This window comes from Kribbella rubisoli, assembly GCF_004217145.1.
Classification (GTDB): Bacteria; Actinomycetota; Actinomycetes; order Propionibacteriales; family Kribbellaceae; genus Kribbella; species Kribbella rubisoli.
On the sequence record NZ_SHKR01000015.1, the window covers coordinates 359,180 to 374,913 of the forward strand.

Genomic DNA, 15,734 nt, shown 5'->3' on the forward strand with positions numbered 1-15,734 from the left:
GCACGGAACGAAAATCTCACGTCACTCCTAACCGGGGCAGCGGCATCACGCGGACGTGGAGGGCGACCGTAACGGTGATTTTCTCCCGTGCTCCCTCGCCGCACAAGAAGCAATTTTCCTTTGCAGTGGTGGGTGGGCGGCGGTAGCGTCCGAGGTCATGTCGACTGGTCCGCTGTACGGGTTGCGGGGTCGGCTGGATGAGTGTGGCGTGTTGGACCGGATTGTGGACGGGGTGCGGTCCGGGCAGAGTCAGGTGCTGGTTGTGCGGGGGGATGCTGGAGCGGGGAAGTCGGCGCTGCTCGGGTATCTCCAGCAGAGCGCGACCGGGTGCCGGATCGCTCGGGCGGTCGGGGTCGAGTATGAGATGGAGCTCGCCTACGCGGGGCTGCATCAGTTGTGTGCGCCGATGCTTCAGCTGCGGGAACGGCTGCCTGTCCCGCAGCGTCGGGCGCTCGAGACGGCGTTCGGGCTCAGTGCGGAGGCGCCGCCGGACCGGTTTGCTGTCGGCCTCGCCGTACTCGGGCTGCTCTCCGAGGCGGCCGAAGAACAGCCGCTCCTCTGCGTGATCGACGACGCTCAGTGGCTGGACGAGGCGTCCGCGCAGGCCATCGCGTTCGTTGCTCGTCGGTTGTTGGCGGAGTCGGTCGGGATGGTGTTCGCCGTACGGCGGTCCGGGCAGGTGAGCGAACTGGACGGGCTTCCGGAGTTGACGCTCAGCGGGCTCAAGGATTACGACGCCCGGGCGCTCCTCGACGCGGCGTGGCCCGGGCGGCTGGACGATCAGGTCCGGGATCGGGTGATCGCCGAGGCGCGGGGGAACCCGCTGGCGCTGATCGAGCTTCCGCGCGGCTTGAGCCCGGCCGAGTTGGCAGGCGGTTTCGAGCTTCCCAATGCATCGCCGCTCGCGAACCAGCTCGAGCGGAGCTTCCTGCGACAGGTCGAGTCGCTCCCTGAGGAGAGCCGGCTGTTCGTGCTGACCGCGGCGGCCGAGCCGGTGGGTGATGTCGCGTTGCTGTGGCGGGCCGCGGGCATCCTCGGGCTGAGGATCGGGGCCGGGCTGCCCGCGCAGGAGGCGGGACTGATCGAGCTTGCTGCCTACGTCCGGTTCCGGCATCCGCTGGTGCGCTCGGCGATCTACCGGACCGCGTCCGCGACGGACCGGATGAGGGTGCATGCCGCGCTGGCCGATGCGACCGATGCCGAACGCGACGCCGACCGGCGCGCCTGGCATCGCGGCCATGCGGCGCCTGGTCTGGACGAGTCCGTCGCCGACGAACTGGAGCGCTCCGCCGGACGTGCGCGGGCTCGTGGCGGGATCGCCGCTGCTGCCGCATTCCTGCAGCGAGCCGCTGAGCTCACGCCGGACCCGGGCCGTCGTGGCCGACGAGCGCTTGCTGCGGCCGAGGCCAAGGTCGGCTCGGGCGCACTGGAAGGTGCGCAGCGACTGCTGGCCATGGCGGAAAGCACCCCGCTGGACGGCCTCGGCCGCGCGCAGCTCGCTCGCCTCCGTGCGCAGATCGTCTTCGCCGTACGGCGCGGTATCGAGGCGCCGCCGGTGTTGCTCGACGCGGCCGAGAAGCTCGCGCCGTACGACGCCGAGGCGGCCCGCGAGACCTACCTGGATGCGCTCGGAGCCACGATCTACGTGGGCCGGATCCATCGCGGAGTCGGCCCGAAGGTCGTCGCGGCGGCCGCGCGGAAGGGCCCTGCCGGACGACGTCCGGACCGGCCGGCGCATCTCCTCCTCGACGGTCTGTCGACGCTGTACCTGGACGGCTATATCGCGGGGATGAAGCCGTTGCAGCATGCGATGGAAGCGTTCGTGCACGCGGAAGGAGACGACGAGAACGACGTACTGCGGTGGTTCTGGATACCGTGGCTCGTCGCGGGCGAGCTGTGGGACGACGCGAAGTGGCACGACCTGGCGACCAAGGCGGTCCGCCTGTGCCGCGAGTCCGGTGCGCTGACCGCTCTGCCCCTGGCGCTCGGGTATCGCGCCTTCGTGCATCTGCACTCCGGCGAGTTCGCAGCGGCGTCGACGCTGCTCGCGGAAGGCGATGGGATCACCGCCGCGACCGGCGGTGCCGCCGTGGGCTATCCGACGCTGATGCTCAGCGCCTGGCGCGGCGGCCGGCCCGACGCGGTTCTTGCCTCCTTCGAGGCCGCGATCGAGGACGTGATGGAGCGCGGCGAAGGACGGGGGATCAGCGGCAAGGGGTACTCGACCGCGGTGCTGAACAACGCCCTCGGCCACTACGACGCCGCGTTGTCCCATGCCCGGGTGGCTTGTGAGTACGACGACCTCGGCATCTACGGCCTTGCCCTGGTCGAGCTGATCGAAGCAGCCAGCCGCAGCGGAGCGTACGACGAAGCCGCGGACGCCCTGCGCCGCCTGACGGACCGCACGACCGCGGCCGGCACCGACTGGGCGCTCGGCGTCCAGGCCTGGACCCAAGCAATGCTGAGCGACAGCGAGACCGCCGACTCCCTCTACCGGGAGGCCATCGCGCGACTGGAGCGGACCCGCGTGGTCGTCTATCTCGCCCGGGCACGTCTCGCGTACGGCGAGTGGCTGCGCCGCGAGGCACGCCGGGTCGACGCGCGCGAGCAGCTGCGGACGGCGTACGACATCTTCAGCCGGATCGGGGCGGAGGCGTTCGCCGAGCGGGCGCGGCGAGAGCTGTTCGCCTCGGGCGAGACCGCGCGCAAGCGCGGAGAGGAGCCGCGCGGCGTGCTCACCCGTCAGGAGTCGCAGATCGCCCGGCTCGCCCGGGACGGCCTGTCCAACCCGGAGATCGGCGCCGAGCTGTACATCAGCCGCCATACGGTCGAATGGCACCTGCGGAAGGTGTACGCGAAGCTCGAGATCAGCTCGCGCAACCAGCTCGGCCACCTGCCGATGAGCGCCCTCGAGTCGGCCTAGCCCTGGAGCGTGCCGAGTTCGTCGGCGAACCGGGCCATCGCGTCCTCGTAGAGGAAAATGGCCCAGCTCACCCGGGCCACGCCCAGCTCCGCCAGCTCGGCCGGCGATTGGCTCTGTGGCCAGTGGGTGACATTCACCGGGCCTTGGACGTCCGAGACGAAGTGACGTAACGCGTCGGAATCCCACGGGCCGATCGGATAGACGCAGTCGACGCCCGCGTCCAGGTAGGCCTTCGCCCGGCCGGTCGCCTCCGGTACCAGCGCTGTGTACGCTTCCAGTTCGGCGCCGGCCAGGAACGGTGGGACGAACGCGTCGATCCGGGCGTTGATGACGAGCGGGTAGTCGATGGCGGTCGCGGACGCGCGAATCGCGGCCAGCCACTCCGCTTGCACGGCGGTATCGCGGAGGCCGCCGCTGCGGTGGTCGGAGTCCTCGAGGTTGCAGCCGGCGGCGCCTACGGCGTGCAGCGCGGCCACCAGTTCGGCCGGCTCCATCTGGTAGCCGGCCTCGGCGTCCACCGACACGGGTACGTCGACAGCGCGCACGATCCGGCCGGCCGCGGCGAGCATCTCGTGGCCCGGTGCGCCCTCGTCGTCCTCATAACCGAGGGCGGCAGCGACTCCGAAACTGGTGGTCGCCACCACGGGATAGCCGGCTGCGACCACGGCTCTCGCTGTGGCGGCGTCCCACGCGTTCGGGAGGAGCAGGGGATCGCCCGGGCGATGGAGTGAGCGGAGTACCTCGCACTGCTGCTGGAGTTCAGACATGTTGCCTCGAGACTCGAACGTGGAGACCGCAGGGACTTCGAGACTAAGCCAGAGCAGGCGTAATGTCGCTGGTGACGGATCCGCAGCAATCCCATCACGAGGGACACCGCCCATGCTGAGAATTCTGCCTGTACTGCTCGTTGCCACGATACTGACCGCGTCGGTTGTGCCGGCGGAGGCGTCGACGACAGCCGCGTCCGATCCGGCCCGCGCCCAGCTGCGCGGCATCGTCGAGAACGTCGCCGGTGCCACCGGCCAGAGGTACGGCGTGAAGGACGACGCCGGTCATGTCATGGACACGGTCAAGATCATCCAGGACACGACCGGTGGCTACCTGGCCGTCTCGCACCACATGGCGAGCGATGGTCACTTCCGGGTGAACCTCGCGACCTCGACGGATCTGCTCAACTGGCATTGGGTTCGAGAGCTTGCCGGGAGCAACACCGGCCCCGCGTCGCAGCCGACGATCGTCCAGGCGTCGAACGGCGGGTTCGTGCTCGCGTGGGAGCAGGAGCAGCCCGGCGGCGGCAACAACCACCTCGCCTTCCGGTACTTCGCCAATCGCGCGGATCTGCTGGCCGGCAATGTCAGCCGCGCGTACGACGCACCGCGCCGGCTCTCGTCCTGCGCGGAAGGCACCCCGAACATCTACAGCGTCACGCTGTCACCCGACATCGATCACTCGACGATCGACATCGGCGGCCACTACTGGTGGAACTGCGACCGCGATCGGCAGCAGCGCGGCACGCTCACCAACTTCAACTCATGGTCCACGTCCGCCCAGCCCAACTTCGACAACGCGCTGCTCTACTGGGGTGTCAACGGCAACATCGGCGACCGCGACAACACGACGTTCCAGGGCTACAAGTTCGGGCTGATCGAGGGCCAGTACACCAAGGGCGACTTCGGCTCGTGGCGCACGTTCGTGTACGACTACCAGACCGGTAACGCGGACCGCACGACGATCCAGACCAACGGCGGCAGTACGGCGTTCGCCAATCCGACGATCACCAACCTGAAGGCGCCGAACGGCCAGCCGGCCTTCGTGGTGACGTTGTTCATCCCCAGCGAAGGCGCGGCGGCCGGCGAGTCCGGCGAACTGATCTACTACAAGACCTACTGACTGCGCAGAAGCAGATGCATCGCACTGTGGTTGGCGAGACCGCCGAGCGCGCCTAGCGCTCGGAAGTTGAGGGTCACGTCCACCACGGCGGGGGAGTCGAAGCGGACGCGGATCGCTCCCTCTTGGCGTGGTTCGCCGGTGAGGTCGTGCGGTGGCAGGTCGAGCTCGACGCCAGGGACCGGGTCGCTCTCGATGACGAGTTGCCCGGTGACGTAGCCGTCGTTGACGATCGTCAGGTCGATCGGATGCCAATGCCCCGGAGCGACAGGCTCCACTCGGGCCGCGGTCCGGGCGACGTTCACGCGGGCCTCCGGGTTGATCGTGACGGAGATCGGCGCCTTGGTGTCGACCGGGCCGCAGCAGCCAGCGGGTTCGCCGTACATCAGTCCACCTCGGCTTCGTCGCTACGGGTCAGGTAGGCGGCCTGCGCGGCGTCGTACGCCTCGCGTGCGTCGGCTCGTTCGGCCTCGCGGATGAAGCCGGACTTCGCCTTCCAGAGCGCGTCGACCGAGTCGTGCAGCCACTGCGCGCTCCGGCGGGACGCGCGGATCGGCCGACCCGCGAGCTCGACGAAGATCGGCTGGGTGTGCACGCTGCGCAGGATCCGCAGCGCGACCCAGGACGAACGCTCCAGCGGAACGTCGAACTCGACCGCCTGCTCGTTGCCGTCAGCAACCAGCTCCTGCGACCCGGCCGGCACGCCGTTGACGAGGACCTCGACCAGCACGGTGCGGGTCCGGCCGATCCTGGAGCGTTCGAGATGCCAGCCGACCGGAGCGCTGTACGCCGGTTGACCCGCGGCCGGCAGCGCGGGCGGATCCTCGGGCAACCACGCCGCCACTGTCGCGCTGACCCGGACCGGTCCCGCGGCGTCCGCCGTCTGCTCACGGGTCGTGTCGCCGTCGATCGCGAAGTCGTAGACGTGACTGCGGCCGTCGCCGAAGTACGACGCCCTGTCCTTCAGCCCGCCGAGCCACGACTCCAGCGCCTGCGGACCTTGCGGCGGCTCGGGCAGCTGGACGTAGGTGCGCCCGACGCCGGGGCCGTCGTCGTAGATGCAGGGGTAGTCGGTCTCGCCGAGCATCAGCGTGCGGTAGCCGACGTTCAGCAGGTGGTACCAGATGTTCAGCTCCGAGGCGGGATCGAACTCGGCGCCGCACTGGAAGTCGGCCGCCCCGAGCGGTACGTCGACGATGATCTCGTTCGAGCCGATCGACTGGAAGCCCGGAATCACGTAGTTCGGCAGCTCACTCGTGCTGACCGAGAGGCCGAGTCCGCAGTGCGCATAGCCGACCATCGCGTTCTGCGCGTGGCCCCAGCGCATGACCGGCAGGTTGTACGACGGCCAGTCCTCGATGATCTTCGTGCCGGGATAGTCCTGGTCGGTCAGCCCGAGCAGAATCACGTGACCGGAGTGGCTCGACGGGAAGCCCGACACCTCGAGGTCGTACCGGAGCAGGCTCTGGCTGTCGTGGTCGGTGTCCTGCGGATCCCAGTTCATGCCCTGCGCCTGCTGCATCGCCGGCCACTCGAGCTCGGCCCGCGGGCTGATCGACGAGCCGCTGAAGAACTGCTTCTGGTGGTAGTAACACGGTCCCCAGGTGAGCACGCTGCCCATCCACAGTCCCTCGCCGCGGACGTGCCGGATCATCGTCTCCGGGTTCACTCCCTCGGACGGCACGCTGTAGTGCGAGCAGCCGCCGGCGTGGATGTGCGGATCGCCGGAGTAGTACCCGTGACGTGCCGGATCGGCCCAGCGATCGAGCTCGATCGTCACCGCGTCGTCGTCGGCCGTGAGATCGACCTCGACGCGGACCTCGCGGTACTCCGGTCCGCGGCGGGCTGAGATCTCGTACTGACCGATTGGGAGCGTGATGACCTCGCCGGTCGCGCGGTAGACGTGTTCGTGGAAGAACATGTCAGGCGCGAGCCGCATCCCCTTCGACGGGTAGGAGCGCCGTTGGGAGTCGCGAACGGTGAGCGCCGCCACGCAACTGCTCCCATCGGGCTCGCGGATGTCGAAGCGGATGTCGCGCGCAGACAGGCAGTCGAACTCGTACGACGCCTGGTACGGGCGATTCTCGGACCCCATCCGTCGCCAGGCCTTCGCCATCGGCGGTCTGGTGTAGCTGTGCTCGGCCTCCTCGACGGCCAGGACGAACCCCAGCTCGCCGCTCTGGCTGCCGCCGTCGCGGCTGTAGAGGCTGATCACCTTGTACTCGACGTCCAGGCCGGAGACGTCTGTCGGCCCGGCCAGCTTGACCTCCAGCCAACTGCTCTTGATCCTCGGAACGATCGTCAGCGTGTCCGCCATCGCGATTCGCGCGGCGTGGCTGTGGTAGTCGACAGTGTTGAGCACATGGTTCGACTGCGCGGCGAGATCGCCGACCAGCCGGTGCGGGTTGTCGATCCGGACCAGGAAGCTGCGCCAGCCGTGTTGGACGAGGCGCGGCTGCGCGGCGCCCGGCGTACTGATCGGCAGTCCTTGCTCATCGATGGAGACGTCGACGAGGACATATGGACGAAGCAGGTCCTCGACCGCGGCGGAGGACTGGGAACCGTCGGCCAGCTTGGCCAACTGGCTGGCCAGGTCGTCGGGTAGTGGTTCACCGATATCGCGGAGTTTCTCAACAGCTCGGGTCGCAGAAGCATGCAGCGGCTGGAACACGGGGCCTCCTCAGGGTGCACCGGCCTCCGAGCTTAACGGCCCGACCACGAGTGACCGGAATCATTTTCCACAGGAAACCCGTGCGACGGGAGTGATGTGAGCAACCCGCAATTGACGTGCTCGGACGGCGTCCGTACTCTCGCAACGTAGTGACGGCGCAAGGAAGCCGATGAGATTTCGGCACGGTCGCGCCACTGTGAGCCGGTCGCCTCGAGCGAGCGGTGAGTCAGATACTTCGCCGTCACGACGCTCCATTGGATGAGGGACGCACGATCCCCTAGAAGGAGGCTCTACTCGTGAGCAATCTGTCTGCTCCCACCTCGGTATCCACGCCGGTCGTCGTACCGGTCTCGCGGGCTGTGATGTGGCTGGTCGGCACCGCGATCGTCGCGTTCGCGCTCTACTACTTCATCGGTGTCGATCAGGGTGCGTACTCGATCTTCGGCAAGGACATGCACATCCACGAGTTCGTGCACGACGCGCGGCACTTCCTCGGCTTCCCGTGCCACTGACCGATAACTGACCGATAACTGACATGGAACGGAAACTCATCCTGCGCGGCGCACTCGCCGGCGCAGCGGCCGGGCTGATCGCGTTCGTCTTCGCGCGGATCTTCGCCGAGCCCCAGATCCAGGCCGCCATCGACTACGAGAGCGGCCGCGACGCCGCGCAGCACGAGCTGGACCACGCGGCCGGGCTGCCGGTCGAGCACGCGGGTCACGAGATCTTCAGCCGGACGTTGCAGGCGAACCTCGGAGCCGGTGCCGGCATCGTGCTGTTCGGTGTCGCGATGGGCGCGCTGTTCGCGGTCGCCTACGCGATCTGCCTCGGCCGGGTCGGCAAGCTGCGCCCGCGCAACCTGGCGATGCTGGTCGCGCTCGCCGGGTTCCTCGGCGTCTACTTCGTGCCGTTCCTCAAGTACCCGGCGAACCCGCCGTCGATCGGGCACGAGGACACGATCCACGACCGCGGCAACCTGTACCTCGCGATGGTGGCCTGTTCGATCGTGCTGCTGATCGGCGCGGTCCTGCTCGGCAAGCGTCTCCAACCACGCTTCGGCAACTGGAACGCGACCCTGCTCGCGATCGCGGCGTACGTCGCGATCATCGGCGTACTGATGGCCGTCCTGCCGTCGGTGGGGCAGTTGGCGGCGAACGTCGAGGAGTTCGGGCGGCACGCCACCGAGACGCCGTTGCCGCTGACCGATGAGAAGGGCACCATCGTCTACCCGGGCTTCGATGCGGACCGGTTGTACGCGTTCCGCCTGTACTCGGTCGGCGCCCAGGTGCTGTTGTGGGGCGCTCTCGGCTTGATCTTCGGTCCGCTCGCGGAACGCTTGCTCCAGCCGCGCAAGGCAAACACCGAGCACCCGGAGCCGGTCCACAACGCATGATCCTCGACCAGGTCGTTGCCCTCGGCCCGTTCTTCGCGCACGAGCAACACCCCTTGGGTACGGCGCCGGCCGCACCGTGGCGGAGCATGTCGGAGCTGCTCGACGACCCCGCCGTACTCGAGGACCGGGTGATGACCACCCGCGCCTATCTCGCCGCCGCGGGCGGTCAGGACCCCGAGGCCGTCGAGGTCCGGGTGGCCGCGTCGATCACCCACCTGGGCCTGATCGCGCGGCTCGTCTCACCCGCCTTGGCGACTTCAGTCCTGGACGCCGGTGTCCCACCACTCGACCTGGGATCCGTCTACTGGCAACCAGTCCTGGGCGGAGCCTTCCCCCTGTCGCTGGCTCCGCCAAGCAAGTCACGCGACCTCACCACCGAGTTCTTCGAAGGTCCCGTCCCCGCCCTGAACCAGGCGACGCAGCCGTTCTCCGTCTCGGACCATATCCTCCGGGGCAACGTGGCCTCCGCGATCAACGGCGCATCCGTGGCCCTCAGCAACGCTGCACCTCATCTAGCTGGCCGGGCCGCCGAGACGGCCGCCCACCTCCTCGCACACCCGACCCTCCGCGAGGCTCACACCACGACGGATGGCACCTTCCGCCGCCGCAGCTGCTGCCTCATCTACCGAGCCGCCCCCGACCACGCGGGCGCCCTCTGCGGCGACTGCGCCCTAGCCGGCGACCGCTGAAGACGGCCACAGCGCCCTCAGCGCGTCCGGGACGTCGGCGACAGCGTCAGGTCCGAGGAGCGCGAGCTGCTGGATATAGCCGACCAGAATGGCGATCGTCACCGAGGCCAGTGACTCAGCCGACGGGCCAGGCGGCAACGTGTTCGTCCGCTGGTAGTGAGCGACGACTTCGGCCAGCTCCGACCGTAGCCCGGTAAGCAGCTCCTCGAACGCCGCCCCGATCCGGGGATCACGCAGCGCCTCGGTCCAGGCCTGTACGCCGATACCGGCGAGCCCGTTCTCCCGGTGTTTGGCCTGAATGGTCTCGACCGCCGCGGCGAGTGCAGCCCCGAAGGATCCGTCGGCGCGCTCCTCCGTGACCGCGCGGATCATCGCCCCGATCTGCCGGATGTTGTCCTCCACGATCGCGACGACCACCTCGTCCTTGCCGGCGAAGTAGCGGTAGACCGCGCCCGACGACAGGCCGGCCTCCGCGAACAGGTCGTGCATCGACGTCGCGTGGAACCCGTTGCGCGCGAAGGCTCGGCGGGCGGCGTCGAGGATGTACTCCCGCCTGGCGTCGCGATACCTCTCCGATGTCCTCGGCATGAGCAGAGTATAGTCGAAAGAGAACGATCGTTGTCGTTTAGTGAGAGCATCTAACTCCAGTCCGAAAGGCGTAGAAGTGCCCAAGAATCCGCTCGTTCACCATCCGCCGTGGCGCCAGCTGCTGATCCTGTCGGTGATCGCACCGCTGATCGTCGGTCTCGCGGTCCTGGCGTTCACCTGGCCGGCGTCCCGGACCGAGGCCCGCAGCCTCCCGGTGGGCGTGGTGGGCACGGGAGTGGCCGCACAGAAGGCAGCCGAAGGCCTGACCAGCGCCCGGCCGGGCGCGTTCGATCTGCACCTGTATGCCACCGACGGCGAAGCCCGGTCGGCCATCGAGCACCGTGAGGTGTACGGCGCGTTCGAGGTGAGCAGCCGCCACATCGTCTTCCTGACCGCCAGCGCGGCCAGCCCGGCCGTCGCGCAGCTGCTGACGTCGGCCGCGGGGGCGATGGCCGGACAGCTGTCGTCGACCACTGAACCGGCGGCGGTCTCGGTAGTACAGGACGTGGTGCCGACGTCGAGCGACGATCCGCGCGGCTCGACCTTCGCCGCCGCCATGACGCCGCTTGTGCTCGGCGGAGTGATTCTCGCCGTGATGGTCGCCGTACTGGTCGGCTTCCAGCCTGCCGTGCGAGAGATCGTCGCTCTGGCGGTGGTGTCGTGCATGGCCGGCGCGTGCGTGCATCTGGTGGCGCAGGACTACATCGGGGCGTTACCCGGGAACCGGATCGGGACCTGGGCTTCACTGTCGCTGATGCTGTTCGCGACCAGTAGCTTCGTCGCCGGTATGGCCGCGCTGCTCGGCCCGGGCGGTGTCGCGTTCGGCGCCATCCTGATGGTCTTCGTCGGGAATCCGTTCGCGGGAGTGAGCTCGGCGCCCGAGCTGATGCCGTCGGTGGTAGGTCAGTTGGGGCAGCTGATGCCGCCGGGCGCCGGTGCGAACCTGCTCCGCAGCGCTGCCTACTTCAACGGACACGGTGCCGCGCAGCACGCCGTCGTACTCGGTGTGTGGAGTGTCGTCGGGATCGCCGCGATCCTCGAAGGTCATCGTCGCGTCGCGCATCGTCACAACGCCCGGCACAGCAACGACCTGCTCGCGGACAGCCCGCTGTACGAGGCGTTGAGCGATGTCACAGCTGACAGCGGTGTCCGGACCTAGAGGGAAGTGGGCGATCTTCGACGGAACAGGAGAGATTCATGAGCAGTGACATCAGCGAGCCGACCATCGTGCTGGTCCACGGTGCCTGGGCGGACGCGTCGAACTGGTCGAGTGTCATCGATCAGCTGCAGGACGACGGGTACACGGTGCGGGCGATCCCGAACCCGTTGCGTTCGCTGCCCGGCGATGCCGCCTCCGTGCGGGCGTTCCTCGAGACGTTGTCCGGCCCGGTCGTCCTGGTCGGTCACTCGTACGGCGGTGCGGTGATCACCAATGCGGCCACCGGACTCCCGAACGTCAAGGCACTCGTCTACGTCAACGCGTTCGCGCTCGACGAGGGCGAGACGGCTCTTGAGGCAGCCGGGCCCGGCTCCGCCCTGTCGAACCCGGATCCCACGCAGGTGTTCGACTTCGTTCCGGCCGGTCCGCCGACGCCGGCCACAGATCTCTATCTGAAGAAGCCGACCGTCTTCACGTGGTTCGCGACCGGCCTGGACGACGACGACAAGGCGAAGGTCTACGCGACCCAGCGACCGGGTGCCTTCGGCGGCCTGGCCGACAAGTCCGGTACGCCGGCCTGGAGGACGATCCCGTCCTGGTACCTGATCGGCACCGGCGACCAGATCATCCCGCCGGACGTCCAGCGGGCGATGGCCAAGCGGGCCGGCTCCGACGTCACGGAGTTCGACGCTGGACACCTCGGCCTGATCAGCGATCCCAAGACGACCACGCGGGTCATCGAACAGGCCGCCCGTAGCTAGGTGGATTTGTGACCGACTTGACTGTCCAGTCGACCCGGAGCCCGATCCGCAGGCGCTCTTCGCGGAACGGGCTCCGGCAGTTCGTCGAGGCGTTCGCCGAAGAGCATCCGCCGTTGCTGCCGGAGTCGGCGGACCTGACGATCAAGGATCCCGACGGTGTACGACGCCGGTACGGCGCCGTGTTCAACTACCTGACCCGCGTCGAGTTCGAGGTCGAGCGCAACGTGCTCGAGCTGCGGGCATTGATGCCTGACGCAACGGAAACGGACAGGCTCTTCTACGAGGACGTGTGGTCGCCGCAGGAGCTGCAGCACGGCGTACTGCTCGATGCGGTCCAGCACCGGATCGGGATGACGGCGGCGCCGAGCGAGCTGTCGCGGGTGAGCGTACCGATCAAGCTGGCCGGACTGCTCTCACATCTGCCCGGCGTGCTCGGTGTCATCCGCTTGCTCTACTACTTGACGGGCGCTGCCACCGAGCGGTCCGCGGTGATCGCGTACTCGCGGCTGGTGGACGGACTGCGCACGATGGGCGAGCACGCGATCGCATCGACGGTCGTCGCACCGATCAGGCGGCAGGAGCCGGGCCACTTCGCGTTCTACCGCATGTCGGCCGAGTCGCTGGTTCGCGACGAAGGACTCAGTGACTGGCAGCTCCACCTCGCGCGGGTCCTGCGGCGGCGGTCGTTCGAGCTCGTCGGCGTCAACAACCGCCGCCAGCGCGCGGACTTCGGTGACGTCGCGCGTGCGCTCGACTTCGACCGCGATCTCGTGGACGTCGTGCGGCAGATGAGCCTGGTCGAGCGCGAGCTGCTCTGGGCGCAGCAGCAAGGCATGAACATCCCCGGCTACATCCTCGCCGCGTTGCAGGAAGCAATCGAGCTGAGCAAGGCGCGCGAAGACCGCTAGGCCGAGCTCGCCGCACCCGTCGCCAGTACGGCGCGGATCTCGCGACGCGACGCGATGCCGAGCTTCGTGAACACCTTCCGCAGATGCCAGTCGATCGTGTGCGGGCTGAGGAAGAGCTCGGCGCCGATCTCCGGATTCGTCATCCCGGTAGCGGCCAGGTGCGCGATCTGTGCTTCCTGTGGCGTCAGCGCAGATTCGACCCTTCGGGTTTGGACGTGCGCGCCGACGGCATCGAGCCCGAGTCCGGCCCGGTGCGCGAACGCCTCGGCTCCCATCCGGTCGAACATCTCGTGCGCGGCGCTCAGTTGCACCCGCGCGTCGGCACGACGGTCGCGGCCGGCGAGCCATTCGCCGTACAGGAGCCGGGCGCGAGCGCGCATCACGCGGACCTCGGTCTTGTCGAGGCGATCGATCGCCTCCTGGTACGACGGCTCGGCGGCGACCCCGTCCGTGACGACGGCACGCATACACGCCAACGTGCCCAGCGCCCACGCCGTACCGCTGGGCTGGGTCAACTCGATGAGTCGCTGGATCGCGTCGGTCGCGCTTGCTCGGCGACCGGTGCGTACGGCGGCCTCGATGAGCTCGATCAGCGACCAGGTCGACAACCCGAGCTCCTGCGGATGCGCACAGCCTTGCTCGGCCGCGGCGTACGCCTCGTCGAAGCGACCCAGGCCGTTGTAGAGGACGGCGGCCGCCCATTGCGTTGCCGTCAGCACCTTGCCTTCACCGCGCAGCGCTCTGGCCTGCGCCACCGCCTCGATCGCGTGGCGCGTCGCCTCCTCGCGCCCTCGCCACGGCTCGATCACCAGCGCGCCGTACTGGGCGAGGAACCGGCTGCCCGTCGCCGCGCCGATCGTCATCGCTTCGGCGGCCAACGAGTCCGCGCCGACGATGTCTCCGGCGAACACGCGATTCGACAAGCGTAAGAGCAGCGCGGACGGAAGGACCGAGAGCGCCCCGGCCTCGCGGGCGAGGTCGACCAGGCGGGCCGACAGCGCGGTCCAGCTGTCGAACTCCCACGCGTCGTGCGCCATCCGGGATGCCAGTGGCAACCAGCCCAGACCTTCCCGCGGAGTGATGCTCTCGTTCTCGAACGCGACGAGCGCCTGCTTCAACAGCGGTACGCCGGCGGAGAACCCGCGGGCGACGACCGCGGCCACTCCGTTCAACAGCAGGTCGGTGCGCCCCGGATCCGGCGTGGGCGGTGTGACCAGGACGGCCTCGGCGATATCTTCGACCCCACCGGTCTCTACGCGACCGGCGGTCAGAGCCGCGTACATCGCGTCGCGATAGGTCTCGTGGGCAGCGTTCGCGTCGACCGGCTCAAGACGCTTTGCCGCGTCGAGCAGCAACGGCAAGGCCGCGCTAGGGCTCCGGGAGGCGAATGAGATCCGGCCGCGCAGCAGCTCGGAGTGCGCCAGCTCGAGTTCACCGAGACGGCTGAGCTCGGCCGTGTCGAGCAACTCGAGTGCGGTGTCGAATGCGCCTGCCTGGTACTTCGCTTGCGCTGCCGCGAAGGCTCGGGCGCCGCGACGATCCGGATCCGGAGTGAGCTCGGCGGCCCGTTCCAGGAAGGCTGCCGTCGCGGCGATCCCGCCGCGTGCCTGGGCCCGATCGGCCGACCGTTCCAACTCGGCGGCGACGTCCTCGTCCGGACCGACGGCCGCGTGCGCGAGATGCCACGCACGACGGTCGGGATCGGTCCGAGCGTCTGTCGCTTCAGCCAGTGCCTGGTGTGCCTTCCGGCGGTTGGTCCGCGGAGCGCGGTAATAGACAGCCGAGCGCACGAGCGGATGGCGGAACCGGACTCGTGCACCGATCGTGATCAGGCCCGCAGCCTCCGCGGGCGATGCGGCAGCGAGAAGGCCGATCCCCGAGCCTTCGGCCGCACGCCACAGCAACAGCACATCGCCGATCGGCTCGGCGGCGGCGATGAGCAGCAGGCGCTGAGTCATTTCGGGGAGCGACTCGAGGCGGCGCAGGAAGCCCTCCTCGAGCTGGCTGGCGAGCGACCGGCGGTCCTGGGTGCCGAAACCGGCGGGCATCTCGCCGGTGGTGAGTCCGTGCGGCAGCTCCAGGATGGCGAGCGGGTTGCCGTGCGTCTCCGCGACGATCTGGTCGCGGACGCGCTCGTCGACGCGTCCCGGCGTGACCGAATCCAGCAGCGCTCTCGAGTCGCGGTCGTTCAGTCCGACGATCGGGAGCTCCTGCAGCCCGGCCAGGTCGTTGTCTGCGCCCGTACCGCGGGTCCCGAAGAACAGGCCGACCTGCTCCGCGAGCAGACGCCGTGCGACGAAGGCGATGGTCTGTGCCGAGGCTCGATCCAGCCACTGGGCGTCATCGATGAGGCAGAGGAGCGGCTTCTCCTCGGCGACCGCGGCGAGCAGGCTGAGCACGGCGAGGCCGACGAGGAAGCGGTCCGGCGGCGTACCGGAGCTCAGGCCGAAGGCGGTCCGGAGGGCATCACGCTGCGGTTCCGGGAGCTCGTCGGCACGATCGAGGAACGGGGAGCAGAGCTGATGCAACCCGCCGAACGCCAGCTCCATCTCGGACTCGACACCGGCGGCCCGTACGATCCGGCAGCCGACCGCATGCGCCGCGACATAGTCCAGCAGTGCGGTCTTGCCGATGCCGGCCTCGCCGCGGAGGACCAGTACGGCGCTTCGGCCGGAGCGCAATGCGGCGATCTGCTGGTCCAGCGCTGTGCATTCGCTCCGTCGGCCGTACAGGATCTGACTCGGATCCACCGGCA

Annotated in this window: 13 protein-coding genes and 1 riboswitch; of the genes, 8 read left to right on the forward strand and 5 right to left on the reverse strand. The window is 68.8% G+C overall.

What is annotated here, in order from left to right:
• Positions 1-157 precede the first annotated feature (157 nt).
• Positions 158-2,923 (forward strand): AAA family ATPase, encoded by a 2,766-nt coding sequence (locus tag EV645_RS31145; RefSeq protein ID WP_130447622.1) that lies wholly within the window; start codon positions 158-160, stop codon positions 2,921-2,923.
• Here EV645_RS31145 and EV645_RS31150 read toward each other — a convergent pair.
• A complete protein-coding gene (locus tag EV645_RS31150; RefSeq protein WP_130447623.1) occupies positions 2,920-3,690 on the reverse strand; it encodes an isocitrate lyase/PEP mutase family protein in 771 nt (256 codons plus the stop codon). The genes EV645_RS31145 and EV645_RS31150 overlap by 4 nt on opposite strands.
• Before the next feature lie 112 nt (positions 3,691-3,802).
• Here EV645_RS31150 and EV645_RS31155 point away from each other — a divergent pair, with 112 nt between their 5' ends.
• Positions 3,803-4,813, forward strand: coding sequence for a hypothetical protein (locus EV645_RS31155; RefSeq protein WP_198681961.1), 1,011 nt, complete (start codon positions 3,803-3,805; stop codon positions 4,811-4,813).
• Here EV645_RS31155 and EV645_RS31160 read toward each other — a convergent pair.
• Both EV645_RS31160 and EV645_RS31165 read right to left on the reverse strand, forming a co-directional pair.
• Positions 4,807-5,196: a hypothetical protein gene (locus EV645_RS31160; protein ID WP_130447624.1), complete on the reverse strand. Its 390-nt coding sequence runs from the start codon at positions 5,194-5,196 to the stop codon at positions 4,807-4,809. The two genes, EV645_RS31155 and EV645_RS31160, sit on opposite strands and share 7 nt — an antisense overlap.
• Complete coding sequence (locus EV645_RS31165) at positions 5,196-7,481, reverse strand: CehA/McbA family metallohydrolase (protein WP_130447625.1); 2,286 nt, start codon at positions 7,479-7,481, stop codon at positions 5,196-5,198. Before EV645_RS31165 ends, EV645_RS31160 begins: the two co-directional genes overlap by 1 nt.
• 109 nt (positions 7,482-7,590) lie before the next feature.
• A riboswitch (cobalamin riboswitch) is annotated at positions 7,591-7,737 on the forward strand.
• Positions 7,738-7,777: 40 nt separating this feature from the next.
• Here EV645_RS31165 and EV645_RS31170 point away from each other — a divergent pair.
• From EV645_RS31170 to EV645_RS31180, 3 genes are read left to right on the forward strand one after another with little or no spacing between them, the layout of a single operon-like run.
• Positions 7,778-7,993 (forward strand): CbtB domain-containing protein, encoded by a 216-nt coding sequence (locus EV645_RS31170; RefSeq protein WP_238159688.1) that lies wholly within the window; start codon positions 7,778-7,780, stop codon positions 7,991-7,993.
• A gap of 23 nt (positions 7,994-8,016) precedes the next feature.
• Positions 8,017-8,874: a CbtA family protein gene (locus EV645_RS31175; RefSeq protein ID WP_130447626.1), complete on the forward strand. Its 858-nt coding sequence runs from the start codon at positions 8,017-8,019 to the stop codon at positions 8,872-8,874.
• Entirely contained in the window at positions 8,871-9,563 is a 693-nt protein-coding gene (locus tag EV645_RS31180) for a (2Fe-2S)-binding protein (protein ID WP_130447627.1), read from the forward strand. The genes EV645_RS31175 and EV645_RS31180 overlap by 4 nt, the downstream gene beginning before the upstream one ends.
• Here EV645_RS31180 and EV645_RS31185 read toward each other — a convergent pair.
• A complete protein-coding gene (locus EV645_RS31185; RefSeq protein WP_130447628.1) occupies positions 9,546-10,151 on the reverse strand; it encodes a TetR/AcrR family transcriptional regulator in 606 nt (201 codons plus the stop codon). The two genes, EV645_RS31180 and EV645_RS31185, sit on opposite strands and share 18 nt — an antisense overlap.
• A gap of 76 nt (positions 10,152-10,227) precedes the next feature.
• Here EV645_RS31185 and EV645_RS31190 point away from each other — a divergent pair, with 76 nt between their 5' ends.
• From EV645_RS31190 to EV645_RS31200, 3 genes are read left to right on the forward strand one after another with little or no spacing between them, the layout of a single operon-like run.
• A complete protein-coding gene (locus tag EV645_RS31190; protein ID WP_130447629.1) occupies positions 10,228-11,310 on the forward strand; it encodes an ABC transporter permease family protein in 1,083 nt (360 codons plus the stop codon).
• Positions 11,311-11,348: 38 nt separating this feature from the next.
• Positions 11,349-12,071 (forward strand): alpha/beta fold hydrolase, encoded by a 723-nt coding sequence (locus EV645_RS31195; RefSeq protein WP_130447630.1) that lies wholly within the window; start codon positions 11,349-11,351, stop codon positions 12,069-12,071.
• Between the two features lie 8 nt (positions 12,072-12,079).
• On the forward strand, positions 12,080-12,979 hold the full coding sequence (locus tag EV645_RS31200; protein ID WP_198681962.1) for a GTP-binding protein LepA: 900 nt from the start codon (positions 12,080-12,082) through the stop codon (positions 12,977-12,979).
• On the opposite strand, the gene EV645_RS31205 is transcribed toward EV645_RS31200, so the two are convergent.
• Positions 12,976-15,729: a helix-turn-helix transcriptional regulator gene (locus EV645_RS31205; protein ID WP_242000780.1), complete on the reverse strand. Its 2,754-nt coding sequence runs from the start codon at positions 15,727-15,729 to the stop codon at positions 12,976-12,978. The genes EV645_RS31200 and EV645_RS31205 overlap by 4 nt on opposite strands.
• Positions 15,730-15,734 lie beyond the last annotated feature (5 nt).

Excerpts from the sequence above, each read along its gene's own strand:
- EV645_RS31145 (WP_130447622.1), top strand. The coding sequence starts at position 158 with ATGTCGACTGGTCCGCTGTACGGGTTGCGGGGTCGGCTGGATGAGTGT.
- EV645_RS31150 (WP_130447623.1), bottom strand. The coding sequence starts at position 3,690 with ATGTCTGAACTCCAGCAGCAGTGCGAGGTACTCCGCTCACTCCATCGC.
- EV645_RS31155 (WP_198681961.1), top strand. The coding sequence starts at position 3,803 with ATGCTGAGAATTCTGCCTGTACTGCTCGTTGCCACGATACTGACCGCG.
- EV645_RS31160 (WP_130447624.1), bottom strand. The coding sequence starts at position 5,196 with ATGTACGGCGAACCCGCTGGCTGCTGCGGCCCGGTCGACACCAAGGCG.
- EV645_RS31175 (WP_130447626.1), top strand. The coding sequence starts at position 8,017 with ATGGAACGGAAACTCATCCTGCGCGGCGCACTCGCCGGCGCAGCGGCC.
- EV645_RS31180 (WP_130447627.1), top strand. The coding sequence starts at position 8,871 with ATGATCCTCGACCAGGTCGTTGCCCTCGGCCCGTTCTTCGCGCACGAG.
- EV645_RS31185 (WP_130447628.1), bottom strand. The coding sequence starts at position 10,151 with ATGCCGAGGACATCGGAGAGGTATCGCGACGCCAGGCGGGAGTACATC.
- EV645_RS31195 (WP_130447630.1), top strand. The coding sequence starts at position 11,349 with ATGAGCAGTGACATCAGCGAGCCGACCATCGTGCTGGTCCACGGTGCC.